This is a genomic window from Thermus thalpophilus (assembly GCF_022760915.1).
GTDB lineage: Bacteria > Deinococcota > Deinococci > Deinococcales > Thermaceae > Thermus > Thermus thalpophilus.
Window position 1 is genome coordinate 16,632 of the sequence record NZ_JAKTNS010000014.1, and the last position, 24,820, is coordinate 41,451.

25 protein-coding genes are annotated in these 24,820 nt (G+C 67.5%); 9 read left to right on the plus strand and 16 right to left on the minus strand.

The window, feature by feature from the left end:
- Nucleotides 1-21: 21 nt before the first annotated feature.
- From L0D17_RS06565 to L0D17_RS06580, 4 genes are read right to left on the minus strand one after another with little or no spacing between them, the layout of a single operon-like run.
- A complete protein-coding gene (locus L0D17_RS06565) occupies nucleotides 22-1,212 on the minus strand; it encodes an ABC transporter substrate-binding protein (RefSeq protein WP_243094507.1) in 1,191 nt (396 codons plus the stop codon).
- Nucleotides 1,213-1,222: 10 nt separating this feature from the next.
- Entirely contained in the window at nucleotides 1,223-1,999 is a 777-nt protein-coding gene (locus tag L0D17_RS06570; RefSeq protein WP_243094508.1) for a PaaX family transcriptional regulator C-terminal domain-containing protein, read from the minus strand.
- Nucleotides 1,999-3,978, minus strand: coding sequence for a threonine--tRNA ligase (thrS, locus tag L0D17_RS06575; RefSeq protein ID WP_243094509.1), 1,980 nt, complete (start codon nucleotides 3,976-3,978; stop codon nucleotides 1,999-2,001). The genes L0D17_RS06570 and thrS overlap by 1 nt, the downstream gene beginning before the upstream one ends.
- Nucleotides 3,979-3,997: 19 nt before the next feature.
- Nucleotides 3,998-5,221 (minus strand): MFS transporter, encoded by a 1,224-nt coding sequence (locus L0D17_RS06580; RefSeq protein ID WP_243094510.1) that lies wholly within the window; start codon nucleotides 5,219-5,221, stop codon nucleotides 3,998-4,000.
- On the opposite strand from L0D17_RS06580, the gene L0D17_RS06585 reads away from it, so the two are divergent.
- On the plus strand, nucleotides 5,178-6,164 hold the full coding sequence (locus L0D17_RS06585; RefSeq protein ID WP_200883404.1) for a helix-turn-helix transcriptional regulator: 987 nt from the start codon (nucleotides 5,178-5,180) through the stop codon (nucleotides 6,162-6,164). The genes L0D17_RS06580 and L0D17_RS06585 overlap by 44 nt on opposite strands.
- 23 nt (nucleotides 6,165-6,187) lie before the next feature.
- Nucleotides 6,188-6,640: a hypothetical protein gene (locus L0D17_RS06590; RefSeq protein WP_052155211.1), complete on the plus strand. Its 453-nt coding sequence runs from the start codon at nucleotides 6,188-6,190 to the stop codon at nucleotides 6,638-6,640.
- Here the strand turns inward: L0D17_RS06590 and L0D17_RS06595 are convergent.
- Nucleotides 6,603-6,803: a hypothetical protein gene (locus L0D17_RS06595; RefSeq protein ID WP_039460233.1), complete on the minus strand. Its 201-nt coding sequence runs from the start codon at nucleotides 6,801-6,803 to the stop codon at nucleotides 6,603-6,605. The two genes, L0D17_RS06590 and L0D17_RS06595, sit on opposite strands and share 38 nt — an antisense overlap.
- A gap of 11 nt (nucleotides 6,804-6,814) precedes the next feature.
- Nucleotides 6,815-7,438 (minus strand): hypothetical protein, encoded by a 624-nt coding sequence (locus L0D17_RS06600; protein ID WP_243094511.1) that lies wholly within the window; start codon nucleotides 7,436-7,438, stop codon nucleotides 6,815-6,817.
- A gap of 23 nt (nucleotides 7,439-7,461) precedes the next feature.
- Between L0D17_RS06600 and L0D17_RS06605 the strand changes: the two genes are divergently transcribed.
- From L0D17_RS06605 to L0D17_RS06625, 5 genes are read left to right on the plus strand one after another with little or no spacing between them, the layout of a single operon-like run.
- Nucleotides 7,462-8,184: a metallophosphoesterase family protein gene (locus L0D17_RS06605; protein ID WP_243094512.1), complete on the plus strand. Its 723-nt coding sequence runs from the start codon at nucleotides 7,462-7,464 to the stop codon at nucleotides 8,182-8,184.
- The gene (locus L0D17_RS06610; RefSeq protein WP_243094513.1) at nucleotides 8,151-8,960 is read left to right on the plus strand and encodes a DNA polymerase III subunit delta'; all 810 of its coding nucleotides are present in this window, start codon (nucleotides 8,151-8,153) and stop codon (nucleotides 8,958-8,960) included. The genes L0D17_RS06605 and L0D17_RS06610 overlap by 34 nt, the downstream gene beginning before the upstream one ends.
- Complete coding sequence (locus L0D17_RS06615) at nucleotides 8,957-9,724, plus strand: PSP1 domain-containing protein (RefSeq protein ID WP_243094514.1); 768 nt, start codon at nucleotides 8,957-8,959, stop codon at nucleotides 9,722-9,724. The genes L0D17_RS06610 and L0D17_RS06615 overlap by 4 nt, the downstream gene beginning before the upstream one ends.
- Nucleotides 9,721-10,257, plus strand: a complete 537-nt coding sequence (locus L0D17_RS06620; protein ID WP_039460241.1) for a flavin reductase family protein — start codon at nucleotides 9,721-9,723, stop codon at nucleotides 10,255-10,257. The genes L0D17_RS06615 and L0D17_RS06620 overlap by 4 nt, the downstream gene beginning before the upstream one ends.
- On the plus strand, nucleotides 10,254-10,523 hold the full coding sequence (locus L0D17_RS06625) for a hypothetical protein (protein ID WP_243094515.1): 270 nt from the start codon (nucleotides 10,254-10,256) through the stop codon (nucleotides 10,521-10,523). Before L0D17_RS06620 ends, L0D17_RS06625 begins: the two co-directional genes overlap by 4 nt.
- Here the strand turns inward: L0D17_RS06625 and L0D17_RS06630 are convergent.
- Both L0D17_RS06630 and L0D17_RS06635 read right to left on the minus strand, forming a co-directional pair.
- On the minus strand, nucleotides 10,511-11,434 hold the full coding sequence (locus tag L0D17_RS06630; RefSeq protein WP_243094516.1) for an ABC transporter permease: 924 nt from the start codon (nucleotides 11,432-11,434) through the stop codon (nucleotides 10,511-10,513). The genes L0D17_RS06625 and L0D17_RS06630 overlap by 13 nt on opposite strands.
- A complete protein-coding gene (locus L0D17_RS06635) occupies nucleotides 11,431-13,245 on the minus strand; it encodes an ABC transporter permease (protein WP_243094517.1) in 1,815 nt (604 codons plus the stop codon). The genes L0D17_RS06630 and L0D17_RS06635 overlap by 4 nt, the downstream gene beginning before the upstream one ends.
- Nucleotides 13,246-13,304: 59 nt before the next feature.
- On the opposite strand from L0D17_RS06635, the gene ubiE reads away from it, so the two are divergent.
- On the plus strand, nucleotides 13,305-14,009 hold the full coding sequence (gene ubiE / locus L0D17_RS06640; protein WP_341474679.1) for a bifunctional demethylmenaquinone methyltransferase/2-methoxy-6-polyprenyl-1,4-benzoquinol methylase UbiE: 705 nt from the start codon (nucleotides 13,305-13,307) through the stop codon (nucleotides 14,007-14,009).
- Here the strand turns inward: ubiE and L0D17_RS06645 are convergent.
- Both L0D17_RS06645 and L0D17_RS06650 read right to left on the minus strand, forming a co-directional pair.
- Nucleotides 14,006-14,458 (minus strand): arsenate reductase ArsC, encoded by a 453-nt coding sequence (locus L0D17_RS06645; RefSeq protein WP_243094518.1) that lies wholly within the window; start codon nucleotides 14,456-14,458, stop codon nucleotides 14,006-14,008. The two genes, ubiE and L0D17_RS06645, sit on opposite strands and share 4 nt — an antisense overlap.
- Before the next feature lie 24 nt (nucleotides 14,459-14,482).
- Nucleotides 14,483-16,177 (minus strand): M3 family oligoendopeptidase, encoded by a 1,695-nt coding sequence (locus L0D17_RS06650; RefSeq protein ID WP_243094519.1) that lies wholly within the window; start codon nucleotides 16,175-16,177, stop codon nucleotides 14,483-14,485.
- Nucleotides 16,178-16,307: 130 nt separating this feature from the next.
- Between L0D17_RS06650 and L0D17_RS06655 the strand changes: the two genes are divergently transcribed.
- Nucleotides 16,308-16,718 (plus strand): acyl-CoA thioesterase, encoded by a 411-nt coding sequence (locus L0D17_RS06655; protein ID WP_243094520.1) that lies wholly within the window; start codon nucleotides 16,308-16,310, stop codon nucleotides 16,716-16,718.
- Here the strand turns inward: L0D17_RS06655 and L0D17_RS06660 are convergent.
- Genes L0D17_RS06660 through L0D17_RS06685 form a run of 6 tightly spaced genes read right to left on the minus strand, consistent with a single transcriptional unit; the run spans nucleotide 16,704 to nucleotide 24,817 of the window.
- Nucleotides 16,704-18,941: an endonuclease MutS2 gene (locus tag L0D17_RS06660; protein ID WP_243094521.1), complete on the minus strand. Its 2,238-nt coding sequence runs from the start codon at nucleotides 18,939-18,941 to the stop codon at nucleotides 16,704-16,706. The two genes, L0D17_RS06655 and L0D17_RS06660, sit on opposite strands and share 15 nt — an antisense overlap.
- 27 nt (nucleotides 18,942-18,968) lie before the next feature.
- Nucleotides 18,969-19,199 (minus strand): hypothetical protein, encoded by a 231-nt coding sequence (locus tag L0D17_RS06665; RefSeq protein WP_243094522.1) that lies wholly within the window; start codon nucleotides 19,197-19,199, stop codon nucleotides 18,969-18,971.
- A gap of 4 nt (nucleotides 19,200-19,203) precedes the next feature.
- A complete protein-coding gene (locus L0D17_RS06670; RefSeq protein WP_243094523.1) occupies nucleotides 19,204-20,916 on the minus strand; it encodes a glycoside hydrolase family 13 protein in 1,713 nt (570 codons plus the stop codon).
- Nucleotides 20,913-22,232, minus strand: coding sequence for a sugar ABC transporter permease (locus L0D17_RS06675; RefSeq protein WP_243094524.1), 1,320 nt, complete (start codon nucleotides 22,230-22,232; stop codon nucleotides 20,913-20,915). Before L0D17_RS06675 ends, L0D17_RS06670 begins: the two co-directional genes overlap by 4 nt.
- Nucleotides 22,233-23,561 (minus strand): ABC transporter permease subunit, encoded by a 1,329-nt coding sequence (locus L0D17_RS06680; protein ID WP_039460256.1) that lies wholly within the window; start codon nucleotides 23,559-23,561, stop codon nucleotides 22,233-22,235.
- Nucleotides 23,562-23,620: 59 nt separating this feature from the next.
- Nucleotides 23,621-24,817, minus strand: a complete 1,197-nt coding sequence (locus tag L0D17_RS06685; RefSeq protein ID WP_243094525.1) for a sugar ABC transporter substrate-binding protein — start codon at nucleotides 24,815-24,817, stop codon at nucleotides 23,621-23,623.
- Nucleotides 24,818-24,820: the final 3 nt, after the last annotated feature.

Sequence of the window (24,820 nt, forward strand, 5' to 3'; positions counted from 1 at the left end):
GGGATTTTATCACTGCCAGGGTCAGGGCCGCTTTTCCACCGCCAGGGCCTTCCGCTGAGCCTCCTCCAGGGCCAGCTGGGGCTTCACCCCTTGCTTTAGGCTCCGCTCCAGGGCCTCTTCCAGGTAGCCGTACCAGACCACGAGCTCGGGGTCCTGGCTCCAAGGCCGCCCCAGTTCCGCCTGGGCGAAGACCGCCTGGCGCTCGGGGTCCTTGAGGAAATCCGCGAGTTCCCTTTCCGCTTCCTTGCGCAAGGGCAGGTACCAGGTGGTGCGCACCCACGCCGCCTGGCGCTTGGGCTCCAGGAAGTGGAGCCAGAAGGCCACCGCCCCCTGAACCTGCTCGGCGCTTGCCCCTTTGAGGACCACCAGGGCCGCCCCGGAAAGGGGCACCACCCCCCCTTCCCGCCGGGGCAAGGGGGCTAGGCCCACGGCGAAGGGGAGGGAGGTCTGGGCCTCCACCACGGGCAAGGCGGTGGTGGGCCCAAGCCCCATGAAGGCCTTGGTGCGCAGGAAGTCGGCCACGGCGAACTGGGCCTCCGCCAGGTTGCGGGCCTGGGCGTGCCCCTTCTGCACCATGCGGTAAAGCATCTCCAAGGCCTCCACCACCTCCTTGGAGGTGAAGGCGGGAAGCCCGTTTTTGACCAGGCTCCCCCCCAGGCTCATGACGATGGCGTTAAAGCTCCAGATGTCCGTGGAGACCACCATCCCCTTGGCGGTGCGGCCCGTGAGCCGGGCGGCGGCCTCCTCCACCTCCGGCCAGGACCTGGGGGGCTTTAGCCCCCGGGCGCGGAAGGCATCCTTGTTGTAGTAGAGGGCGGGAACGGAAAGCCCCAGGGGAAGCCCAAAGGTTCTTCCCTTCACCTGCCCTGTCCGGAGCATCTCGGGGTAAAGGTCCCGGGGAAGGTCCTTTAGGTAAGCGTCCAGGGGAAGGGCCACCCCCTCTTGGGCGAGCCGAGGCAGAAAGGAAAGTTCCCCGTGGAAGAGGACCGGGGCCCCTCCGGCGCGCAAGGCGGCGAGGAGCTTCACCCCCGCTTCCCGGTAGTCCCCCACATAGCGGGCCTCGAGGCGGTAGGCTTTTTGGCTTGCGTTGAAGCTTTGGATGGCCTCCTCCAGGACCTGGTTTCCCGGGGGGCCGGCGGTGTGCCAGAAAGGGATGCTCACCTGGGCCGAGGCCCAGGCCAAAAGGGCGAGGGCAGCAACAGAGCGCCTCATGCCCCCAAGCTTACCCGCCTCGAGGTGAGAGGGCGGTGAGGGGAAGTTCTAGGCCTTGAAGGAAAGGAAGGGCTTTCCCGTAAAGGGCCTTGCGGGCCTCCAGGAACTCATGGCGGGCCTGGGGCCCGAAGAAGCTCTTGGGAAGGAGCTCGGGGGGCAAGAGGGGGTCCAGGAAGAGCACCTTGCGCATCTCGTGCACCAGGCGGGTGAGGGAATGGAAGGCCTCCTCCGGCCCCTCGGGGACCTCCAGGGGGAAGAGGGCCTGGTAGTGGGCCTGGGCCCTCTCCAGGGGGAAGATGCGTTGGATCTCCTCCTTGGGCCCCAGATGCTCCCCTTGGAAGAGGGTGGCGGGAAGCTGGTAGAAGGCCAGGAGTTCCCGGGTGGCCTCGAGGTCCACCCCCGCCCCCAAGTACACCCCCGATTGCAGGCTCCCGTAGCCCAAAAGGGCCATCTCCCGCCGGAAGCGCTCCCTTTCCCCCCGGTCCTTTGGACCCTCCGGCAAGACCAGGAGGAAGCGCCCATCCCACGGCGGCCTGGGCTCGTAAAGGCGGCGGCGCACCTGGCGCACCTGCCAGTACACCCGCTCGGAAAGGGCGTAGTACGCCGTGCGCCCCGCCCGCTCCGGCCGCACCCAGCCCCGCCTGGCGCTCCGGGAAAGGGCGGCCCGCACCGCCGCCTCGGAAAAGCCCAAGGCCTCCATCATGGCGATGAGGTCCTTGACCCGGGCCCGGCGTTCCGGGTAGACATACTCCACAAAAAGGGTGAAGATGGTGGAGCGCGCCCGCATCAGAAGGAGGGTTCCAAGCGCTTTTCCCGGTATTCCAGAAGCGTCTTTTCCAGGAAGGTGGCCAGGGGCACGCTTCCCAGGTTCCCCCGGTGGCGCCGCCTGACGCTCACCGTTCCCTCCGCCTTCTCCTTATCCCCCACCACCAGGATGTAGGGCACCTTCTGCACCTCGGCGTCGCGGATCCTGGCCTGCATGCGCTCGCTCCTCAGGTCGGCCTCGGCCCGGAGGCCCGCCTCCTTCAGCTTAAAGGCCACCTCCTTGGCGTAGTCCTCCTGTTTTTCCGAAACCGGGATGACCACCGCCTGCACCGGGGAAAGCCACAAGGGGAAGTCCCCGGCGAAGTGCTCAATGAGGATGCCGATGAAGCGCTCCAAGGAGCCAAAGGGGGCGCGGTGGATCATGACGGGGCGGTGCTCCTCCCCGTCCGGCCCCACGTAGGCGAGGCCGAAGCGCTCGGGCAGGTTGTAGTCCACCTGGATGGTGCCCAGTTGCCACTCCCGGCCCAAGGCGTCCTTGACCACGAAGTCCAGCTTGGGGCCGTAGAAGGCGGCGTCCCCCGGCTCCACGGTGTAATTAAGGCCCGCTTCCTGGGCCGCCTCCTCAATCTGCCTTTCCGCCAAGGCCCACTTGGCCTCGTCCCCCACGTACTTTTCGCTTCCCGGCTCCCGCACCCCGATCCTGGCCCGGTAGTCCCTAAGCCCCAAGGTGGCGAAGACCTTTAAGACCAGGTCCAAGACCCCCAAAAACTCCGCCTTCACCTGCTCGGGGGTGCAGAAGAGGTGGGCGTCGTCCTGGGTGAAGCCCCTTACCCGGGTGAGGCCCAAAAGCTCCCCCGCTTTTTCGTAGCGGTAGACGGTGCCGAACTCGGCGATCCTCAAGGGAAGCTCGCGGTAGGAGCGCTTCTTGTAGGCGTAGATGCGGATGTGGTGGGGGCAGTTCATGGGCTTGAGGAGGTATTCCTCCTCCTCCCCCCGCTCCTTGAAGCTGATGGGGGGAAACTGGCTTTCCGCGTAGTAGGGGTAGTGGCCCGAGGTCTTGTAAAGCTCCAGGCTGCCGATGTGGGGGGTGGTGACCAGCTGGTAGCCCCGCCGGATCTGCTCCTCCCGCATGAAGGCCATGAGTTCCTCCCGGATCACGTTCCCCTTGGGCAGCCAAAGCACCAGGCCCTTGCCCACCATGGGGTCAATGAGGAAGAGCTCCAGCTCCCGCCCCAGCCGGCGGTGGTCCCGCTTTTTGGCCTCTTCCAGTTGCCAGAGGTACTCCTTGAGTTCCTCGGCGGTGCGGAAGGCCACCCCGTAGACCCGCTGCAGCATGGGGCGCCGCTCGTCCCCCCGCCAGTAGGCCCCGGCCACGTGGGTGAGCTTGAAGTGGGGAGGGATGCGGCCCGTGGAGGGGACGTGGGGCCCGCGGCAGAGGTCGGTGAAGCCGTAGGCGTCATCCCCCTGCTGGTAAAAGCTAATCTCCTCCCCCTCGGGGATTTCCTGGATGAGCTCGGTCTTGTAGGGGTCCTTGCCCTGGTAGCGGGCCAGGGCCTCCTCCCGGGAGAGGACGTAGCGGCGCAAGGGAAGGTCCTTTTGCAGGATGGCCCGCATCCTTTCCTCTATGGCCGGCAGGTCCTCGTCCGAGAGGGGCTCGGGGGCGTCTATATCGTAGTAAAAGCCCTTCTCAATCACCGGGCCCACCCCGAGCCGCACGCTTTCTGGGTTGTACCCCTTTTCCTGGAAGTGTTCCTTCACTGCCTGGGCCAGGACGTGGGCCAGGGTGTGGCGGAAAAGGGTCTGGTACTCGGGGTCCTTCTCGGTGAGGATGCGCACCTTGGCCCCTGGGGGCAGGGGCTTGAAGAGGTCGTAGACTTCCCCGTCCACGATGGCCCCCACCGCCGCCTTGGCCAGGCCCGGGCCCACGGCCTTGGCCACGTCATAGGCGGTGGCCCCTTCCGGGACCTCGAGGGCCTTCCCGTCCGGCAAATAGACCGTCATGCACCCCACTATACCCGGCCTACCCCTCCTCGGGGAGCCTTTCCCCCAGGAGAAAGGCCGAGGCGTAAAGGCCCGCCGCCAGGAGGAAGAGGGCGGGAAAGCCAGCCCGGTCCGCCACCCATCCCCCGAGCACCGTGGAGAAGGCGAAGACCCCGGCCACCGTGTTGCCGAGCCCGATGAAGGCGCTCCGCTCCTCGGGCGGGGCCAGGTTCAGCAGGTAGGTGGTGGTGGCGAGGCCCAGGGCCGCCAGGTAGGCCCCTTGCAGGAGGAAGACCAGGCCAAAGAGGCCCGGGGCGAGGAAGAGGGCGAGAAGGGGCGCCAGGAAGCCCAAGGCCGCCCCGGCCCTCAGGACCCCCTTGGAGCCCCTTTCCGCCAGCCGGGCCCAAAGGAGGTTGGAAAGGGTGAAGGAAAGGGCGTAAAGGGAGAGGTAAAGGCCAAGCTCCTCCCCCTGCCCCAAGGCCCGCACGGCGTAGACGGCGTAGAAGGGATCGGCCATCCCCGCGAGGCCCAGGACCACCCGCACCCGAAGGTAGCGGCGGAAGCCGGGGTGGAGGAGGGGGCGCCGGAAGTCCAGCCGGGCGGTCCTGGGGGGTTCTTCGGGCTCCTCCACCCGGCCGAAAAGGTGCCAGCCCAAGCCGAAGGAAAGGGCCCCCAGGCTAAAAAGAAGGGCGTAGGGCAGGGGGAAGGGAAGGGGCAAAGCCAGGATCTCCCGCACCCCAAACCCCGCCGAGAAGGCCAAGAGCCCCCCCACCAGGTTGCGGGCGGAGAAGAGGGCGGCCCGGCGCTCCGGCGGAATGGTCTTGGCCACCACCTCCCAGAAGGGCAAACTGGAAACCCCGGTGAAGAGGGCGTTCAAAAGGAGACCCAGGAGAAAGCCCCCCAAGAGAAGGCCCGGCCAAGGCCCAAGGAGGAAGGCGGAAAGGGCCATGAGGACCACGCCAAGGAGCCTCAAGGCGGCCACCTTGCGGTAGAGGACGATCTTTTGGGGAAAGCGGGCCACATAGGGGGCCAAGAAGGCCTGGGGCACCATGCCCCCCGCCTGGAGGAGGGCCGGGAGGAGGCCGATGAGGGCGCCCGGAGCCCCCAGCTTGGCGGCGAAGCCGGAGAGGACGATGTTGGCGTTCAAAAAGGTGTCCCCGAGCCACACCAGCCAGCCGTTCACCACCGCCAGGCGGTAGTTCCGCTCCCTCAGGTCTAAGATGGGGAGGATGCTTCTTCTCCCTTCCCTTGGGCCCTTCCACATCCTGCACCCACGCTACAACGCGGCCACGGTTTTGGCCATGCTGGAAGAGGCGCGCCCCAAGGCGATTTACCTCGCCTCCCACTCGGAAGCGGCCTTGCAAGAGGGCGCTTGGCGGGAGGAGGACCCCCTTCTCTTCCACCTCCTGCCCTGGGCGGAGGAGAGGGGCATCCCCGTGGCGGCCCTGGACGCCGAGGCCCACCTCAAGGGAGAGGCGGAGGCTTTCCGCCAGGCCCTGGCCCAGCACCCCTTGGGGTCGCCTTACCTGGAGCGGATGCGGGCCTTTGACGAGGCCCTGCTGGACCTCTTAAAGACCCCCCTTTCCCCTGAGGTTTTGGGCTCGGAGGCCTTTCTTTCCCGCTTGCGGGAGGTCTACCGTGGCTTCGCCGAGGCCTTTGGGGAAGGCCCAGCCACGGGCTTCCGCCGCCAGCGCATGGAAGGGGTGAAGGCGGCCCTTGCGGGGAAGGAAGGGGCGGTGGTGGCGGAGCTTTTGGACTACGCCCTTTTGGCGGAGGCCTTCCCCCACGCCCTGCCCCAGGCCCACACCCCCACGGAGAAGGAGCGGGAGCGGGCCCTTTTGGACCGGGCCTGGCAGCTTAAGGAGGAGGACGACTGGGGGGCGCTTCTGGAGGGGCTTTTCGCCATCGGAAGCCCCGAGGCCCTTTACCTGGCGGCCCAGATCTACCTGGCGGCGGGGGAGTGGCGGCAGGCCCTAAGCCTCATGGAGGAGGTTTTCCGCACGGACTTTCAGCACCCCGGCTACCTTCCCGGCTACGTCCTCGCCCGCTTTGGGCAATTATTGGACCTGGCGGGGGAGCGGGAGCGGGCCCTAAGGGCCTACCGGGGGGTCTTGGCCCTTTCCTACGCCCCGGAGGAGGCCCGGGCCATCGCCCTGGCGGGCTTGCGGAGCCCTTTTCGCCTGGAAGGAGGGGGTCATTTGTCCTAGGGTGGGGGGCCTATCCTGAGGGCATGGAGGTGGAGGTCCGCCGTGCCCGCCATGCCCTTTACCTGCGGCTGGCCGCGGTCCACGCGGGGCCCTTGGGGCCAGCCCTTTTAGGGCACCCGGAACTTGCGCCCCGCTACAGCGAAGCCTACGCCGCCTGCGGGGGGGCGGAGGGGCTTCCCTGCCAGGGGGTGGGGGGCGAGCCTCGAGTCTGCGTGGTGCGGCGGCTGGAACACCTCGCCTATAGCGCCCTCCGAGGGGGCAAGCGGCGCCGGGAGCAGGAGCGGGTTTTGGTGGAGGGGCTTCTTCGCTGCGTGGCCCACTTAAAGCGGGAGTTCCCCCTGGAGTTCCTGCCGGTCCTCGAGGCCACGGAAAGCTATCTGGAAAAAGATCTAAAATACCTCCGGGGCGAGGCGTCCCCGGAGGCGGTGGTCCAGGCGGCTAGACCAGATGGTACATCCGGCCCAGAAGGAGCATGAGGGCCACGGTGGCGGCGGAGAGGACGATGAGGATGAGCATGAAGAAAATGAAGCGCAGGTCAAAGGTCTCCCCTTCCGTGGTGAGGACCCGGGGGTTTAGGATCAGGTAGAAAAGCAGGGTCACCAAGGCGGCTCCCAGGGCGAAAAGGGCGATATAAACCATACTTCCCTCCCTTACCAGAGGCGAAAAAGCGCCTCCAGGCTCGGCCTCAAGTTTACCAGGCCCACCCCGTAGGTGGGAATCCCCTGCTTGCGGCCCACCTCCCCCCAGTAGGGGCCCGGGGCCTGGGGCAGGTCCAGGGGCAAGGGGGGGCTTTCCCAGGGCTCGTAGCTTCGCACCTCCCGGTAGGTGAAGCCCGTGGGGGCCTCCACGTGGAGGACAAGGGGCGCCTCCTCCGCCCCCAAAGGCCTCCAGCCCGAGGCGGTTTCCTTGCCCCCCGGGAAGGCCAGCCCCAGGCCCTCCCCGGGGAAGAGCAAAAGGAGGCGGTCCGGGGCGAGGCGCTTGAGGAGGTGCTCCAGGGGGGCGCGGGTGGGCCCGGTGAGGGGCAAGCCCTCCTGGGTGGGGGAAAGGGGGGAGGGGTCCAGGGCCAAAAGGATGCGGCCCCGGAAGGCGAGGCCGTTCAGGGCCCAGAGCACGGGAAGGGCCTCCTCGTAAGGGGCGTGGAGGAGGGTGGTGCCCCCGCCCCGGCCGCCTTCCAGGTAGGCGTAGAGGGTGCCGAACTCGTCCAGGCCGGCCCGCACCTTCTCCGAGAAGGCCTCGAGGTCCAGGGAAAGCCGTTCCAAGAGCGCGGAAGCCATGTTCTCATGGTATCCTAAGCCCCGTGCGCTACCTGGTCCTCTCGGACATCCACGGGAACTGGCCCGCCCTGGAAGCCGTGCTGGAGGCGGCTCCCCCCTTTGACCGGGTCCTTTTCCTGGGGGACGCGGTGGGCTACTATCCCGATGGGGACCGGGTGCTGGACTGGCTTAAGGAGGCGGGGGCCCTTTGCGTTTTGGGCAACCACGACGCCTGGCTCCTGGCCCTGGACCGCCTTCCCTTGGAGGGGGCGGTGATGGAGATCCTGGCCTGGCAGCGGGCCCGCCTCTCCCCCGCCCACCTCGTCTTCCTCTCCTCCTGGCCCTGGCAGAGGGAGGTGGAGGGGGCGCTTTTGGTCCACGGAAGCCCCTGCGACCCCCTGGAGTACCTGGACGAGCTGGAGCTTGCCCGGGAGGGCTTCCGCTGCACCGAGGCCCGCCTCGCCTTCCACGGCCACACCCACCTGGCGGGGGCCTTTTTGGAGCTTACGGGCCCCAGGCCCTGGGTGCGCCACCAGAGCTTCGCCCAAGGGGGGGAGCTCCTCCTTCCCCCCACGGTGCGGGCCCTGGTCAACCCCGGCTCCGTGGGCCAGCCCCGCGACCGGGTGCCGGGGGCGGCCTTCGCCCTATGGGAGGGGGACCGGGTGGAGTTCTTCCGGGTGGCCTACCCCCTGGAGCGGGTGGCCCGGCGCCTTAGGGAGGAGGGGTTTCCCGAATGGCTCTACACACGCCTCACCCTGGGGGAATAATCGGACACGAGGCGGTGCTGGCCCTCTTGCCCCGCCTCGCCGCCCACACCCTGCTCTTTTCCGGGCCTGAGGGGGTGGGGCGGCGCACCGTGGCCCGCTGGTACGCCCTGGGCCTCAACCGGGGCTTCCCCCCGCCCCCCTTGGCGGAGCACCCCGACCTCCTGGAGGTCGGGCCCAAGGAGCGGGGCCTAAGGGGGGAGAAGGAGGTGCGGCTGGAGGAGGTGGAGCCCCTTTTTGACTGGTTCGCCACCCATCCCCGGGAGCGGGTGAAGGTGGCCATCCTGGACGCCGCCCACCTCCTCACCGAGGCGGCGGCCAACGCCCTCCTGAAGCTTTTGGAGGAGCCTCCCTCCTACGGGCGCATCGTCCTCATCGCCCCGAGCCGGGACACCCTCCTCCCCACCCTGGCGAGCCGGGCCCTGGAGGTCCCCTTCGGCCCCGTGCCCGAGGAGAAGCTCCTTTCCCTCACCCAAGACCCCGAGCTCCTGGCCTACGCCGCGGGGGCCCCGGGGCGGCTTTTCCGCGCCCTGGCCGACCCGGAGGCCCACCGGGCCCGGATGGAGCTGGCCCGCGAGGCCCTTCGGGCGCCGCCCTTGGCCCGGCTTGCCCGCTTGCGGGAGCTCTTGACGGAGGAGGAGGGGTTTTTCGCCCTCCACGCCCTCCTGAGGGAAAGGCCCAGGGCCCTTTTGGCCCTGGAGTCCGCCCGCGAGGCCCTGGAAGGGTATGTGAACCCTGAGCTGGTCCTGGCCCGCTTGGCCTTAGACTTAGAAGCATGACCGTGGGCGTCCGCTTCCGCACCCCCCTTCTCCTCTACTGCGCCTTCCGGGGGGAGCCCCCGCCCCTGGAGGCCTACGTGGTGGTGCGCACCAATAGGGGCCTCGAGGTGGGCAAGGTGCGTACCCCCCCGCGGAAGGCCCGGGAGGAGGGCGAGGTGGTGCGCCTCGCCACCAAGGAGGACCTGGACAAGGCGGCGCGCCTGCGGGCCAAGGCCGAGGAGGCCGCCTTTTACCTGCGGGCGCGGCTTAGGGAGGAGGGCGTGGCGGCCAAGGTTTTAGGGTGCGACTTCACCCTGGACGGCCGCCACCTTTTGGTCCACTACGCCGCGGCGGAGCGGGTGAACCTCCGCCGCTTCACCCGGGAACTGGCCGGGCGCTACGACGCCCGGGTGGAGTTCGTGGCGGAAGGCCCCCGGGAGGAGGCCCAGTACCTGGGCGCCTTGGGGGCTTGCGGCATGGAGTCGTGCTGCTCCACCTGGCTACAGGGCTTCGCCCAGGTTTCCATCAAGCTCGCCCGGGACCAGCAGCTTCCCCTTAACCCGGAAAAGATCTCGGGGCCCTGCGGGCGGCTCCTCTGCTGCTTGGCCTACGAGCACCCCGTGTACCAGGAGCTCCTGGCCGAGCTTCCCAAAAAGAACGCCCGGGCCTGCACCAAGGCGGGGGTCTGCGGCAAGGTGCAGAAGGTGAACCCCCTGAAGGGCACGGTGGAGCTCCTGCTGGAGGAGGGGAAGAGCCTGGAGGTTTCCAAGGAGGAGCTGGCGTGAAAAGCCACCTGCCCCAAGGTCCCCTCCCCGCCTTCTACCACTACTACCCCGGCGTGCCCGCGGTGGTGGGGGTGCGGTTTGGGGAGAGGGTGAACTTCTGCCCCGCCGTTTGGAACATGGGCCTCTCCGCCGACCCGCCCCTCTTTGGCGTCTCCCTAAGCCCCAAGCGCTTCACCCACGGCCTCATCCTCCGAGCGGGGCGCTTTTCCTGTAGCTTCCACCCCTACACCCAGGCAGCCCTGATCCAGCGGCTCGGAAGCGTGTCCGGACGGGAGGTGGATAAGGGCGAGGTGCCCCACTTCCTGGGCCACACGGGGGTGCCCATCCTGGAGGGGGCCTACGCCGCCTACGAGCTGGAACTCTTGGAGGTGCGCACCTTCGGCGACCACGACCTCTTCGTGGGGAAGGTGGTGGCGGTGTGGGAGGAGGAAAGCCTCTTGGACGAGAGGAAGCGGCCCAAGCCCGGCCTCGCCCTCCTCTACTACGGCAAGGGGCTTTACGGCCGCGCGGGGGAGGAGGTCTTTACCCCTTGACCCAGGCCCAGGCCTTCGCCCGGAGGGTGCGCCGCCTGGCCCTAAACCGCCAGGCCACGGAGGCCCAGGTCTTCCTGGAAAGGGGCTTCCTCTACCTGCGGGCGGACGGCTTCGCCCGCTTCGCCCAAGGGGAGGGGGCGGAGGGGCTTTCGGACTTCGCCCTGAAGGGGAAGGGGGTGGAGCTCCGCTTCCCGGACGGGAGCGCCCTTTTTCTCTTCTACCGCCTAGGAAGGCTTCAGAAGTGGGTAACGCCCTACTTCTCGTAAGGCTTGCCCACCGCCGCCGGGGGGCGGCTACGCCCGATGAAGCCCGCCAGCACCAGCACCGTGACCACGTAGGGGAACGCCTGCACCAAGACGGCGGGGAGGATCTCCGTGCCCTGAAGCTGGATGGCCAAGGCGGAGGCGAAGCCGAAGAGCAGGGTGGAGAAGAGGATGCCCACGGGGTGCCACTTGCCGAAGATCATGGCCGCCAGGGCGATGAAGCCCATCCCCGCCGACATCCCCCGCACGAACTGGTTGAGGAAGCCGATGGCCAAGTAGGCCCCGGCGAGCCCCGCCAAGACCCCGGAAAGCACCACCCCCACGTAGCGCAGGCGGTACACGTTCACCCCCAAGGTGTCCGCGGCCTCGGGGTGCTCCCCCACGGCCCGCAGGCGGAGGCCAAAGGGGGTTTTGAAGAGAACCCACCAGGCCAAGGGCACCAGGAGGAAGGCCAGGTAGACCAAGGGGGAGAGGGCGAAGCCCTCGGGGCCCAGGAGGGGGAGGCGGTTCGCCACCTCCTTGGAGCTGGTGGCGTTGCCGTAGAAGTAGGTGAGGACCAGGCTTGGAGCCCCCGCCGCCAGGAGGTTGATGGCGGTGCCGCTGATGATCTGGTCCGCCCGGTAGCGGATGGAAACCACCCCGTGCACCCAGGCCACCAGGCCCCCCACGGCCATGGCGGCCAAGACCCCGAGCCAAGGGAGCCAGGGGTGGGGCCCCGGGCCCAAGGCGGCCTCAAAGCGCTCCACCACCACCGCCGCGGTGAGGGCCCCGAAGAGGATGACGCCCTCGAGGGCGATGTTCACCACCCCACTCCTTTCCGAAAACATTCCCCCCAAGGCGGTGAAGAGGAGGGGGGTGGTCTGGCGCAGGGTGGAGAGGAAAAGAGCGGTGAGGAAGGCGGTGTCCAGGTTCACGCCCGCACCTCCTTCTCCTCCTTAAGCTCCACCTCCGCCGCCCTCAAGGGATCGGTGAAGTAGCGGGGCAAAAAGCCCCCGGCGGCGATGAAGAGCACGATGAGGGCCTGCAAGACGGAGACCAGCTCCCGGCTGATGCCAAGCTGCAGGTTCACCTGTAGCCCCCCGGTGAGGAGGATGCCGAAGAGCCAGGCGGCAAGCCCCACCCCTAGGGGGGTGTTCTGGCCCATGAGGGCCACGGCGATGCCGTCAAACCCCACGGAGTAGGGGAGGGACTGCTTCAGGCGGTACTCGTCAATCCCCCCGCCCAGCACGTAGTGGGTGGCGGCAAGCCCCGCCAAGGCCCCCGCCAAAAACATGATGAGGACCACCTTCCTCCCCGCCAGCACCCCCCCGTACTCCGCCGCCTTGGGGGCGAGGCCCAGGGCGCGAAGCTCATACCCCCCCACGGTCCGGAAGACGTAGAAGTGGAAGAAGAGGAGGGCCAAAAGGGCGAGGAGGAAGGCCCCGTTGAGCCGCACCGAGGTGAGGTCGGGGCCGAAGGCCACCTGGGGCCCAGGGAGAAGCCCCCCGAGGATGTACCCCGCCACCCCGAGGAGGAATGCGGCGAGCACCCGGTGCCCCAGGCCCTTCCGCACCAGGAGGTAGCCGAGAAGACCAAGAAGGAGAGCCAAGGGCAAGGCGAAGGAAAGCTCCCCGCCCGGCGCCACCAGCTCCGTCCAGTGGGGCAGGCGGGCCTCGGGGCGCACCTCGTAGCTCCGCGCTTCATAGCCTGGGTACTTGAAGGGAAGGTGGAGGGTTTGGCCGAAGAACTTGTACTCGTTGGCGGAGATGAGGAAGAGGAAGAAGCTTGCGGCGATGTAGTTGAACATGATGGTGTTGATGACCTCGTGGGCGCCGAAGCGGGCCTTGAGCCAGCCCGCCAGCGCCCCCCAAAGCCCCCCGGCCACCGCGGCGGCCAGGATGGCCAGGGACAGGACGAGCCAGCGGGGCCCCGGCAGGTACACCCCCACCAGCATGGCGGCGATGGCCCCCAGGATGAGCTGCCCCGGGGCGCCGATGTTGAAAAGGCCGCCCCTAAAGCCCAAGGCCACGGCGAGGCCGGTGAAGATGAGGGGGGTGGCTAGGAGGAGGCTTTGCAAAAAGCCCGAGGGGTTCACCAGGGGGCTGTAGAGGAGCTGGTAGGTGTAGGTGATGAGGTCCAGCTTGAGCATGAGGGCTTCCCGCCAAGAAGCCGCTTCCCCGGGGCTTTCCTTGAGCACCGCCACCATGACCCCGCCCAGGAGGGAGGCGAGGAGCAAGGAGAAAAGGGGCACCACCACGCCCCGCCGCCGCACCAAAAAGGCGAGCCCCCCCGGGGAAAAGGTGCGGGCGAGGAGGAGAAGGTAAAGGCTATAGGCCAAGGTGGTGTAGCTCCCTAAGCCCAGGCTGTAGCGGCGGAGCAAGGGCCTTTCCGCCAAGCGGTTCACCTCGGCCACGCTGCCTTGGAAAAGCGCGTAGGCCAGGAGGAAAAGCCCAAGCCCCAAAGCCCCCGCCAGGTAAAGCCCCCGGGGGCCGGCCTTGGTCCAGGGAAGGAGAAGGCTCAGGCCGAGCCAGGCCAGGCCCAGGTAGAAGAGGGTGTAGAGCCAGCCGTCCCGGTAGCCTTGCGGGAGGCTTCCTTGGGGCAGGTGGTGGCCGAAGGGGTTCAGGAGGACGCCTTCGCCGCCGAAGAGGCGGTGGGGTACAGCCCAGGGGGCCAGGTACCAGAGGAGGAAGGTGAGCCCTCCCCCGAGGAGGACCAGGACCCCGAGGCGTTTCCGGTCCGTCAACACGCCCACGATTGTACCCCACCCGCCTGGGCGGAACGCCCCGTTGGTGCTAGACTCCCCTCGTGGCGGTCTTGCCCGAGGAAAAAGCCAAGCGGGTGCGGCGGATGTTCTCGGAGATCGCTCCCCGCTACGACCTCCTAAACCGCCTCCTTTCCCTGGGGGCGGACGTGCGCTGGCGAAGGCGGGCGGTGGCCCTGGCCTTGGAGAAGGGCCCAAGGCGCATCCTGGACCTGGCCACGGGGACGGGGGACCTGGCCCTTTTGCTAAAGGCCAAGGCCCCGGGGGCGGAGGTGGTGGGGGCGGATTTCGCCCCCCCCATGCTGGAGATCGCCCGAAAAAAGGCGCGGGCAAGGGGGCTCGCGGTGCGGTTCCTCGAGGCCGACGCCCTGGCCCTCCCATTCCCCGAGGGGGCCTTTGACGCCGTGACCCTCGCCTTCGGCTTCCGCAACTTCGCCGACCATGGGAAGGCCCTCGCCGAAATCCACCGGGTCTTGGCCCCCGGGGGCAGGCTCGTCCTCCTGGAGTTTCCCCCACCCCCCAAGGGAGCCTTCGGCCTGGTCTACCGGGTTTACTTCCAAAGGGTCCTCCCCCTCCTCGGGGGGGTGATCTCGGGGAACTTCGGCGCCTACCGCTACCTGCCGGAAAGCGTGGAGGCCTTCCCGCCCCCAGAGGCCCTAAAGGCCCTCATGGAGCGGGCGGGGTTTTCCGTGCGCTACGAGCTCCTCACCTTCGGGGTGGCGGCCATCCACGTGGGGGATAAGCCCTAAAGCCCCGCCGCCCGGGCCAGGTCCTCGTCGCTTGGGATCTCCCCTTCCTTGAGCCTTTCCACCAGGAAGCGGGCCATCCGGCCCAGGGCGTCCCGCACCTGGCGCCACGCCTCCAGGGGCTTCCCCGTGGGGTCGGGGAAGGAGACGTGGCGCTTCTCCGTCCTCGCCGGGTAGGCGGGGCAGGCCTCCTTGGCCTGGTCGCACACGGTGAGGACCAGGCCGAAGTTCCAAGGGTCCGGCACCTCCCAGAGGGTCTTGGAATGGTGGCCCGAGAGGTCCAGCCCCACCTCCGCCATGACCCGCTTGGCCTCCTCCTTCACGAAGGTCTTTTCCGTGCCGGCGGAGTGGACCTCGAGGTCCGCCCCAAGCTCCCGGGCGAAGTGCTTGAGCCAGGCCTCCGCCATCTGGCTCCGGGCGGAGTTGTGGGTGCAGAGGACGAGGACCCGCATCCTCCAAAGCCTAGCCCCCCTCGGTCAGGGGGAGATCATGCGCTCAAGCTGGGCCACCTTCTCCTCGAGGACCCTTATCCCCCGGCGCCAGAAGTCCACGCTTTCCAGGTCAAAGCCGAAGCGGAGGGCGAGCTCCTTGGCCCGGTAGCGGCCGGACTCGGCGAGGAGGGCCTCGTAGCGCCCGGCGAAGCCGGGGTCCTCCTTGGCCTCCTGGTAGACGGCAAGCCCAAAGAGGAGGCCGAAGGTGTAGGGGTAGTTGTAGAAGTCCGCCCCGTAGTAGTGCCCCTTCACCGCCCACATGTAGGGGTGGCGGGTGGCGAGGGCCTCCCCATAGGCCTCCTCCTGGGCCCTTAGCATGAGCTCCTTGAACTCCCTCGGGGAAAGCTCCCGCGCCTTGCGCCTTTGGAAGACCCAGGACTCAAAGAGGAAGCGGCTATGGATGTCCACCACCACCTGAGCCGCCCCCTGCAGGTAGGCGTCCAGGATGAGGAGGCCCTCCCCGGGGGAGGCCTCCTTTAGGGCCGCCTCCACCACCAGGGTCTCGTTCATGATGCTGGCGGTTTCCGCCAGGGTCATGGGCACTTCCCGCAAACTGGCGGGGGCCTGGGCCAGGGCGAAGTTGTGGTAGGCGTGGCCGAGTTCGTGGGCCAGGGTGGAGACCGACTCAAAGCTCTCCTCGTAGTTGGCGAGGATCAGGCTTTTGCCGCCTCCTCTAGGCATGCAGTAGGCCCCGCCCACCTTCCCCTTGCGGGGGAGAAGGTCCATCCAGCGCTCGGCGAAGGCGGCCTCCGCCACCTGGGCGGCCCTTGGGGCGAAGGCGGCGAGCTTTTCCCGGATGAAGCGCCGGGCCTCCTCCAGGGTCCAGCGCCTGCCCTCCCCGATGGGGGCAAAGAGGTCCCACCAGTCCAGGCGCTCCTTGCCCAGGGCCTTGGCCTTGAGGAGGTAGTAGCGGCGGAAAAGGGGAAGGCTTTCCCGCACCGCCTCCTGCAGGGCGGCCAGGGTCTTGCGGCGGATGCGGTTGCGGAGGAGGGTGGGCTCGAGGTCGTCCCTGTACCCCCGGCGCCGGTTGAGGGCGCTAGCCTCCCCCTTCACCCCGTTTAGGGCGTAGGCCAGGGGCACCTCGTGGGCCTCCCAGGCCTTGAGCTCCGCCTCGTAGGCTTTCTTGCGCACCGCCTCCTCGGGGTGGAAGTAGAGGTTGCGCACCTTGGTGATGGGAAGCGCCTCCCCGTCCACCACCGCGGTGATCTGGCTGGTGAGGCTTTCGTGGAGCTTGGCCCAGGCCTGCCGCCCCGAGAGGCTGAGCTCGGCGGCCAGGACCTCCTCCCCCTCCGGCATCAGGTGCAGGGCCTCCTCCTTGGCCTCCTCCACCAAGATGCGGTGGGGCCCCGCCTCCTCGGGCTCCTGCAAGGCCAGGTAGCGGACGAGCCTAGGCCTAAGCCGCTGGAAGTCCAGGAAGAGCACCTCCAGCTCGGAGAGCTTGGCCAAGGCGGCCTCGTCCTGGGTATTGGCGGTGAAGCGGGCGTAGAGGTAGGCCCAAAGGGGGGTGGCCTCCTCCTGAAGGGCGTCCAGGGCGGCCAGGACCTCGCCTAGGATGGCTTCTTTTTCCAAAAGTCCCTTGAGGTGGGCGATCCGCCCCCTTACCCCTTCCCAGGCCCGCCGGAACTCGGGGCTATCCAGGTCGGGGAAAAGGGGCGTTAGGTCCCAGGTGGTCTCGGTCATGCCCCCACTATACCTGACCCGCGGGTCAGAGCTCGGGGTTTTCGGTAGGGGCCTGGAGCGGTGGGGTTGGTGTAGGTACACGCCGGGAGGCTACGGGTTCCTTGGGTGGCTTGAGGTATAGACTGAGGTCATGGAAGGTTTCCCGGTTGTGGTGCGGGTGGACGTTCGCTTTCGCGATCTAGATCCCTTGGGCCATGTGAACAACGCCGTTTTCCTCTCCTACATGGAGCTGGCCCGCATCCGCTATTTCCAAAAAATCTCCCCCGATTGGCTGGAAGAAGGGCACTTCGTGGTGGCCCGCATGGAGGTGGACTACCTGAAGCCCATCTTCCTGGAAGACGAGGTCCTGGTGGGGGTGCGGGCGGTGGGGATGGGCCGTTCCAGCCTGCGCATGGAGCACCTTATTACCGCTAACGGCGTGCCCGCCGCCCAGGGGATGGGGGTGTTGGTCTGGTTGGAGGGGGGCAAGCCCGCCCCCCTGCCCGAAGCGGTGCGCCGGCAAATAGAGGCCTTGGAGGGCCGGCCCCTAACCGCTTCGTAGCACGGCCACCGTTACCCCGTGCCCCCCTTCGTGGGGCGGGGCGTCGGCGAAGCTTTCCACCCGCTTGTCCCGCCTCAGGGCCTCGCGGATGGCCTGGCGCAGGGCCCCCGTGCCCTTGCCGTGGAGGAGGCGGAGGGTGGTGAGCCCTAAGGCCCGCGCTTCCTCCAGGGCTTGGTCCACCTCTAAAAGGGCTTCCTCCACCGTGAGGCCCCTTAGGTCCACCTCCTTCACCTCCCGCCTCGGCTTGGCCAGGAGGGGCTTGGGCGCTTCCTCTTGGGGTAGGGGCCTGAGCTCCTTGGCCTTGAGGCTCATCTTCAAGGGCCCCACCTGGACCAAGGCCTCCTCCCCCCGCACCTCCACCACCCGGCCCCGTTTGCCCAAGGCGGGCACCTCCACGGGGCTGCCGGGGGCGAGGCCGGGCGGGGGCGGGGGAGGGGGGGTCTTCTTGGCGTAGCGCGCCCTGAGCTCCATGAGCTCCCGGAGGGCATCCCGCTTGCTTTCGGTCTTGGCCTTCTCCCGGATGGCCTTGAGCTCCGCCTCCACCTCCAAAAGCCGTTCCCGCACCTCCTCTTCCAAGGCCTTTAGGCGGGCTTCCCGCTCCTCTTGGTGGCGCCTTTCCCGTTCCTCTAGCCCCTGCCTTAAGGCCTCGGCCCGGGCCAGCTCCCCTTCCAGGCGGCGCCTTTCCTCTTCCAGGCGAAGCCTTTCCGCCTCCAGGCGCTCTAAGAGGGTTTCCAGCCTTCCCCCTTCCGGCAGAAGGACTTCCGCCCGCTTCAGCACCGCCTCGGGCAGGGAAAGCCTCCGGGCGATGGCCAGGGCGTAGCTCCGCCCCGGCACCCCCAGGACGAGCTCGTAGGTGGGGCGGAGGGCCTCGAGGTCAAAGCGCATGGAGGCGTTCTGGATCCCCTCCCGCCCCTGGGCGAAGGCCTTGAGGGGGGAGAGGTGGGTGGTGACCATCCCCTTTACCCCCCTTTCCAGAAGGGCTTCCAGGATGGCTTGGGAAAGCGCCGCCCCTTCCTCGGGATCGGTGCCGCTTCCCAGCTCGTCTATGAGGACGAGGCTATGGGGCGTGGCCTCCTCCAGCATCTCCTTGAGCCTTCGGAGGTGCCCGGCGAAGGTGGAGAGGTTTTCCTGCAAGGACTGCTCGTCCCCAATGTCGGCGTAGACCCGGTCGGGCCAGGCGAGGAGGGCCTTCCTGGCCCCGACAAAAAGCCCCGACTGGGCCATGAGGACCGCCAGGCCCAAGGTCTTTAGCAGGGCGGTCTTTCCCCCCATGTTGGGCCCGGAGATGAGGATGAGGCGGGTTTTCTCGTCCAAGGCGAAGGAGTTCCTTACAGGATTCTGGATCAGGGGGTGGAAGGCCTCCCTGAGCGCATAGCCCTCGCCGAAGCGGGGGCGGACCAAGCCGAGGTCCCGGGCCAAGGCGGCCTGGGCCTGGACCAGGTCCAAAAGGGCCAGGGCCTTTAGGGTTTCCGGCACCCCCTCGTCCTCTGCCAGGCGCTCGGAAAGCTCCCGCAGGATGCGGTTCACCTCCTCTTCCTCCTGGAGCCTTAGGGCCTGGAGGCGGTTGTTCAGCTTCACCACGGAAAGGGGCTCCACGAAGAGGGTGGCCCCGGACTCGGACTCGTCCAGGAGGATGCCGGGCACCTTGTGGGCGAAGCCCGCCTTCACGGGCACGCAGTAGCGGTCCCGGCGCAGGGTGACGAAGCGGTCCTGGAAGGCCTCCCGGTGGCGGTCCATGAGGGCGTGGAGGCGGTCCAGGATCTCCTGGCGGAGGGGCTTAAGCTCCCGGCGGATCTGGAGGAGGCGGGGGCTTGCCTCGTCCTTCACCGCCCCTTCCTCGTCCAGGGCCTTTTTCACCCGGCCGAGGAAGGGGTGATGGTCCCCGATGGCCTCCGCCACCTGGCTTAGAGCGTTCTGGAGGGGAAGGAGCTCCGCCTTGAGGGCCATGGCCTCCTCCAGGGCCTGGGCAGCCTTGAGGAGCTCGGGGCCGGAAAGCTTGCCCCCGGAAAGGGCCTTCTGGTAGGCATCCCGGAGCGCCCCCGCCTCCGGGAGGGCGTAGGGGTAGCTTTGCGCCTCCTGGGTGAGCTGGTGGCGCCGCTCCGCCTCCTCCCGGGCAAGGGGGGCGAGGGCCAAGGCGAGCTCCTTCCCCAAGGGGGTCTTGGCCCTTTCCGCCAAAAGGGCCCGCACCTTGGGGAACTCCAGGACCTCGAGGACGTCCCGCACAAAGAAAAAGTATACCCCGGAAAAGGCCTAGTGCTTAAGGAGGCGGAAAAGGCCCAAGGCCACCTGCCCCCCGGGGCCCGCCATGAACCTGAGCCAGGCCCCCACCCGGCCAAGCCGGCCCAAGGGAAGGAGGGAAAGGAGGAGGAAAAGCCCTTCCAGGAGTTGCCTCCGCTCCTTTGGGGAGAGGCGGCCCCACGCCTCCAGGAAGAAGGGCTTCCTCCCAGGCCTTTTGCGGGGTCCAGGCATCTTGCGCCCCACCTCCTCATTCTAGGGGTTGGAAGAGGAGGAGGGAGGCTTCCACTTCCCCTTCCACCTCGGTTTCCCTCAGGAGGTCCACCCCCCGGGGAAGGCGAAGCCGGGCGCCCTCGGGGGCGAAGTAGGCCCAGACCTCCTGGCCCCCGTACCGCCGCCGAAAGGCCAGGACCCCAGGGGGGGCCTTAAGGGGCAAAAGCCCGCCCCGGCGCAGGGCGGGATGGCGCTTCTTTAGGGCCACGAGCCGCTTCAGGAAGGAGAGGACTTCCCGGTTCCAACGCCCCTCGTCCCAGGGGAAGGGGGCGCGGCAGTAGGGGTCCCCCTTCCAGAGGGTGTAGGGGTTGGGCTGGGAAAGCCCCACCTCGTCCCCGTAGTAGATGGCGGGGCTTCCGGGGAAGGCGAAGAGGAGGGTGTAGGCCAACTTAAAGCGCTCCACGTCCTCCTTTAGCCGCCAAAGGGCCCGGGGGATATCGTGGGAGGAAACGAAGGTGTACATGGCGTGGCGCACCTGGAGGGGAAGGGCCTGGTAGTGGTCCAGGAGGGTTTGCCAGACCTCCTTCGCCTCCAGGGCCACCGCCCGCCCGTGCACGTCCCGCCCCGAGAGCCACGCCATCAACGGGTGGGCGAAGCCGGCGTAGTGCATGGCCCCATCCAGGGTGTGGGCCCGCAGGGTGGGGGTGGTGTCGTAGGAAAGCTCCCCCAGGACCAAGGCGTCCTCCCGCTCCTCCTTGGCCGCCCGGGCCAAGGCCCGGAGCCAGCGGGCGTTCTTGCGGTTGGTGCCCCCTTCCCCGATGGAGTGGGCCACGTCCAGGCGCCAGCCGTGGGCCAGGCGCATCCAGTGGCGGATGGGGGCCTTGGGGCCATGGACGAAGCGCTCCTGCGTGAGGGGCGAGGCGTAGTCCAGTTTGGGCATGTGCTTCACGCCCCAAAAGCTGGCGTAGCTTCCGTCGGGGCGGAAGGTGAACATGCCCCGCTCCGGGGCCTCGGGGTCCTTTAGGGCCCTTTGGAACCAGGGGTGGGTCGCCCCCACGTGGTTGAAGACCCCGTCCAGGATGAGCTTCATGCCCCGGGCTTCCAGGGCTTGGTAGAGGGCCCTCAAGGCCTCCTCCCCGCCCAGGTGGGGGTCCACCCGGAGGTAGTCCTCCGTGTCGTAGCGGTGGCTGCTTGGGCTTTGGAAGATGGGGGTGAGGTAGAGGGCCTCCACCCCCAGGTCCTTGAGGTAGGGGAGGGCCTCGAGGACGCCCCATAGATCCCCCCCGTAGAACTCCCGGGCGCCGTCTTCCCCGGGGGGCTCGTGCCAGGCCTTTCGGCGGATGGGCTTACCCCCGTAAAGCCAGGCCCCATCCTTGGGGGCGAGCTCCGGGCGGCCTTGGCGGAAGCGGTCGGGGAAGATCTGGTAGAAGACCGCCCCCAAAGCCCAGGCCGGGGGATTAGGGCCCGCCAGGAGGTGGAAGAAGCGGTCGTAGCGGGGGAGGGTTTTTTCTAAGCCACGGCTTCCCCAGTACCCCTCGGGCAGGCGGAAGGCGTAGCGAAAGGGGCTCGTGTGGAGGAAGACCTCCGCTTTCAGGCCCCTTTCCCAGGGCACCAGGGGCTTTTCGTGGAGCTCCCCGTCCTTCTCGTAGACGAGAAGCCCTTCCTTGGCCGGGGTTTCCAGGAAAAGCGTCACCGCTTCCCCCAGGTCCGGGAAGGGGGGGTGGACGTGTTCCAGGTCGTGGCGGTTCATTCCTTCACCGCCCCCGCCGTGTAGCCGGAAACGAAGTACTGCTGGAAGCCGTAGAAGAGGAAGAGGATGGGCAAGGAGCCCAGGACGCTCGCCGCGGCGAAGACGCCCCATTTGGTCTGGAACTGCCCCGTGGTGAAGCTCCTAAGCCCCACGCCCACGTTCCAGCTCTCCACCCCCGTGAGCACCAGGTTGGCCAGGACGAACTCCGAGTAGGTGCCCACGAACTGGAGGAGGAAGATGAAGACGAACATGGGGGCGGAAAGGGGGAGGAGGATCCGCGTGAAGACCTGCCACCTTGTGGCCCCGTCCACCATGGCGGCCTCCTCGAGGCTTGGGCTGATGCTCTCCAAATACCCTTTGTACACCCAGGTGCCGAAGCTGATGATGCCCCCCGAGTAGGCCAAGACCAGGCCGGTGAAGGTGTTCAAGAGGTCCAGCCGGGAAAGGAGGTAGTAGATGGCCACCAGGGCCAAAAACCCGGGGAACATCTGCACGAAGATGAAGAAGAGGAGCAAGGGGTAGCGCCCCGGCAGGTGGCGGAAGCGGGCGAAGGCGTAGCCGGCGGTGGCGGTGAGCAGGACCGCCAAAAGCCCCGTGAGACCGGAGATGAGGAAGGTGTTCCGCACCCAAAGGAGGAACTTGGTCTCCGTCCCCTGCCCCGTGAACTGCTTGGGGGAAAGGAAGAGGGCGACGAGGAAGACGAAAAGGGTCAAGGCGGCCAGGAGGCGGCCTTGCCAGAGGTCCATCCACTCCTCCTGGGGAAGGAGGCGGCGGAGGAGGCCAATCAGGGCCACCCCCAGAAGGGATAGCCCCGCCAGGAGGAGAAGCCCCACCTGGTAGGGGTAAAGCACCACCCCCCGCAGCAAGGCGGCGTAGTTTTCCAAGGAGGGCTCGGGCAGGTAGGGGATGACCTTGGCGTCCAGGAGGAGGAAGCCCGTGTCGGGTCTGCGGAAGCTGAAGAGGTTGTTGGTGGGGTCAAAGCTCGCCGCCACCACCTGGACCACGGGGTAGTAGACGAGGAGGATGAGGACCCAGAGGAAGAGGTGGGTAACTCCCTGGAGGAAAAGGGACCAGGGGCTCCGCCTCCGCCCCGTCAGGCGGTTGGTGAGGGCGGTGTGGAGGAGGCTATAAAGGAGGATGAGAAGCGCCAAACCCAAAAGCCCCAAAAGGGCGTAAGCCCAGCCGTAGGGCACGAAAACGCTGCCGAAGGCCACCTGCTTGCGGTAAGACCCCTCGTCAAAGAGGCGGTGGGCCGCAAACCAGTAGACCCCGTAAAGGGCCAAGCCGGTGAGGAGGAAGCCAAGAAGCCGCCGCATCTACCGTACCTCCCTCAGCGCCCCCGTGAGGCGGAAGTTCACCAGGCTGATGGCCACGGTGATGGCGAAGATGATCAGGCTGATGGCCGCCCCCAGGCCGTAAGCCGACTGCCCCTCGGCGCTAAAAGCCGTCTTGTAGGCCCAGGAGATGAGGATGTCCGTGGCCTGGGCCGTGGCCAGCCTTCCCTCCTGGGCCGGGCCGCCCCCGGTGAGGAGGTAGATGATGTAGAAGTTGTTGAAGTTGAAGGCGAAGGAGGAGAGCAAAATGGGCACCATGGGCTTTTCCAAAAGGGGCAGGGTGATGCCCCAAAGGGCCTGCCAGGGGGTGGCGCCGTCCACCTTGGCCGCCTCATAGAGCTCGTCGGGGATGGTGGAAAGGGCGCCCAAGGTGGCGGTCATCATGTAGGGGAAGCCGAGCCAAAGGTTCACGAGCAGGATGGCCACCTTGGCCCAGTCGGGGTCGTTGAGCCAGGGGATGGGGTAGACGCCCAAGACCCCGAGGAGGCGGTTGACGGCCCCGAAGTTGTAGTTCAAAAGGGCCACCCAGACCTGCACCGTGATGACCCCGGGCAGGGCCCAAGAGACGATGAGCACCGTGCGGTAGAAGTTGCGGAGCTTCAGGCCCTTGTTGTTCAGGATAAGGCCCAGGACCAGGCCTAAGAAGGCGTTCAAAAGCACGGTGCTGGCGGCGAAAATCACGTTCCACACGAAGACGGGAAGGAGGGCTTGGCTTGCTTGGGAAAGGATAAAGGTGAAGTTCCTTAGGCCCACGAAGCGGAAGGCGTTCACCTTGGCCACGAACTCCGCCCGGAAGGGAAGGGGGCGGTCCAGGACCAAGGCCGTCCCTTCCGCCTCCAGGATGCGGGCCCGCGCCCGGTGCCCTTCGGCGTAGACCTCCACGGGTTCGCCCCGGCAGGGGTCGCAGCGGAGGGCCTCGGTCACGGGGGCTTCCAGGACGAGCCTCGGGCCCACTTGCTCCCGCACCCGGGTTTCCGTGGAGCGGTCGGGGAAGCCATTTTTCTGCCCCGAGTAGTCGGTGAAGGCCAGGTAGACGGTGAGGCCGATGGGGTAGAGGGTGAAGACCAGGAGGAAGGAAAGGGCGGGCAGGAAGTAGTACCAGTCGGAAAGCCAGGGGAAAAGCCGCCCCAGGGCCACCGCCCCCGGCAGGAGGACGAGGAGGGCCAAGACGAGGATGGTCCAGCCCGGGGGGGCCAGGTGGGCCTCGAGGGCGAAGTATCCCAAGACCCCAACCCCCGTGGCCAGGAGGAGGAGGCCCAGCAGGAGGGCGAGGGCCAGGAGGAAGCCTTTTAGACCCGGTGGGTGCTTCATGGTCTAACCATAATCCCCCCACGGGGGAGGAGGGTCCCGTGGGGGGCGGGCATGGGCCTTTACTTGCCGATGGCCTTCTTGATCTCGGCCACCATGTCTTCCACGATCTTCTTCACGTTGGAGTCGGGCCGCTGGATGGCCAGGCTAATGGCGTTCCCCCAGGGGCCCCAGACCTTGCCCATTTCCGGGATGTTGGGCATGGGGGTGCCAAGGGCGAAGACCTTGGAAAAGCCCGCCACCACTGGGTCCTTCTCTAGGGTCTTGGCGGCGCTCTTGGACACGGGGATGCGGCCCCCCGCCTGGTTGAAGGAAACCAGGTTCTTGCCGGTGATGAGGGTCTTGGCGAAGTTGACCGCGGCGGTCTTGTTCTTGGAGTAGGCGTTCACCACCACGCCCTGGACCCCGAGGAAGGGCCCCCAGGGGTTCTTGGCCCCGGGCGGGGTGGGGAAGGGGGCGATGCCGAAGTCAATCTTGGCCTTCTTGTAGTCCCCCAGGGCCCAGGGGCCGTTGATGATCATGGCCAAGGCCCCGTCCTTGAAGGCCCCATCCGCCACGCCGTAGTCCACCCCCTCGGGCACCAGGTTGTAGCGGAAGCGCAGGTCCTTGATGAACTGGAGCGCCTTCTCCCCCACCTCGCCGCCTATGAGGAGCTTGCTGGGGTCCAGGTTGCCCTTGGCGTCCTTGCCGAAGACGTTTTCCGCTCCAAAGGCCTTGAAGAAGCCGAAGTTGAAGTAGGGGTCGCCGATGTTGTAGAGGAAGCCGAAGGTGGAGCCGGTGGTGAGCCTCTGCGCCAGGCTCAAGAACTCTTCCCAGGTCTTGGGGGGCTCCTTCACGTACTTTTTGTTGTAGATGAGGGCCACGCTCTCGGCGAAGGCCGGCAGGCCCATGAGCTTGCCCCCAAAGGTGAAGGCCTCCACCGCCACGGGTTGCAGGTCAGAGAGGTAGCTTTGCGTCACGTACTTGCCCATGGGCTCCAGCACCCCCGCCTGGGACATCTCCCCAAGCCAGTCGTGGGGGATGGAAACCACCAGGTCCGCCGCCTGCCCTTGGGGGGCGCCCAGGATGAACTTCTGCTTGATGTCCCCAAAGGGCACCTCCACCACCTCCACCTTGGTGCCGGAGGTCTTTTCAAAAGCCCGCGCCTGGGCCTTGAGCCACTCCAGCTCGGGGCCGCCGAAGTGGGTCCAGACCGTGATCTTCCCCTGGGCTAGGGCCAGGGAGAGTCCAAGGGCCAAAACCGCCAGAAGCTTCCTCATAAT

Excerpts from the sequence above, each read along its gene's own strand:
- L0D17_RS06615 (WP_243094514.1), top strand. The coding sequence starts at position 8,957 with ATGACCGTGGGCGTCCGCTTCCGCACCCCCCTTCTCCTCTACTGCGCC.
- L0D17_RS06685 (WP_243094525.1), bottom strand. The coding sequence starts at position 24,817 with ATGAGGAAGCTTCTGGCGGTTTTGGCCCTTGGACTCTCCCTGGCCCTA.
- L0D17_RS06570 (WP_243094508.1), bottom strand. The coding sequence starts at position 1,999 with ATGCGGGCGCGCTCCACCATCTTCACCCTTTTTGTGGAGTATGTCTAC.
- L0D17_RS06655 (WP_243094520.1), top strand. The coding sequence starts at position 16,308 with ATGGAAGGTTTCCCGGTTGTGGTGCGGGTGGACGTTCGCTTTCGCGAT.
- L0D17_RS06590 (WP_052155211.1), top strand. The coding sequence starts at position 6,188 with ATGGAGGTGGAGGTCCGCCGTGCCCGCCATGCCCTTTACCTGCGGCTG.
- L0D17_RS06680 (WP_039460256.1), bottom strand. The coding sequence starts at position 23,561 with ATGAAGCACCCACCGGGTCTAAAAGGCTTCCTCCTGGCCCTCGCCCTC.
- L0D17_RS06595 (WP_039460233.1), bottom strand. The coding sequence starts at position 6,803 with ATGGTTTATATCGCCCTTTTCGCCCTGGGAGCCGCCTTGGTGACCCTG.
- L0D17_RS06600 (WP_243094511.1), bottom strand. The coding sequence starts at position 7,438 with ATGGCTTCCGCGCTCTTGGAACGGCTTTCCCTGGACCTCGAGGCCTTC.
- L0D17_RS06650 (WP_243094519.1), bottom strand. The coding sequence starts at position 16,177 with ATGACCGAGACCACCTGGGACCTAACGCCCCTTTTCCCCGACCTGGAT.
- L0D17_RS06645 (WP_243094518.1), bottom strand. The coding sequence starts at position 14,458 with ATGCGGGTCCTCGTCCTCTGCACCCACAACTCCGCCCGGAGCCAGATG.
- L0D17_RS06610 (WP_243094513.1), top strand. The coding sequence starts at position 8,151 with ATGGCTCTACACACGCCTCACCCTGGGGGAATAATCGGACACGAGGCG.
- thrS (WP_243094509.1), bottom strand. The coding sequence starts at position 3,978 with ATGACGGTCTATTTGCCGGACGGGAAGGCCCTCGAGGTCCCGGAAGGG.
- L0D17_RS06585 (WP_200883404.1), top strand. The coding sequence starts at position 5,178 with ATGGGGAGGATGCTTCTTCTCCCTTCCCTTGGGCCCTTCCACATCCTG.
- L0D17_RS06580 (WP_243094510.1), bottom strand. The coding sequence starts at position 5,221 with ATGTGGAAGGGCCCAAGGGAAGGGAGAAGAAGCATCCTCCCCATCTTA.
- L0D17_RS06670 (WP_243094523.1), bottom strand. The coding sequence starts at position 20,916 with ATGAACCGCCACGACCTGGAACACGTCCACCCCCCCTTCCCGGACCTG.
- L0D17_RS06675 (WP_243094524.1), bottom strand. The coding sequence starts at position 22,232 with ATGCGGCGGCTTCTTGGCTTCCTCCTCACCGGCTTGGCCCTTTACGGG.
- L0D17_RS06565 (WP_243094507.1), bottom strand. The coding sequence starts at position 1,212 with ATGAGGCGCTCTGTTGCTGCCCTCGCCCTTTTGGCCTGGGCCTCGGCC.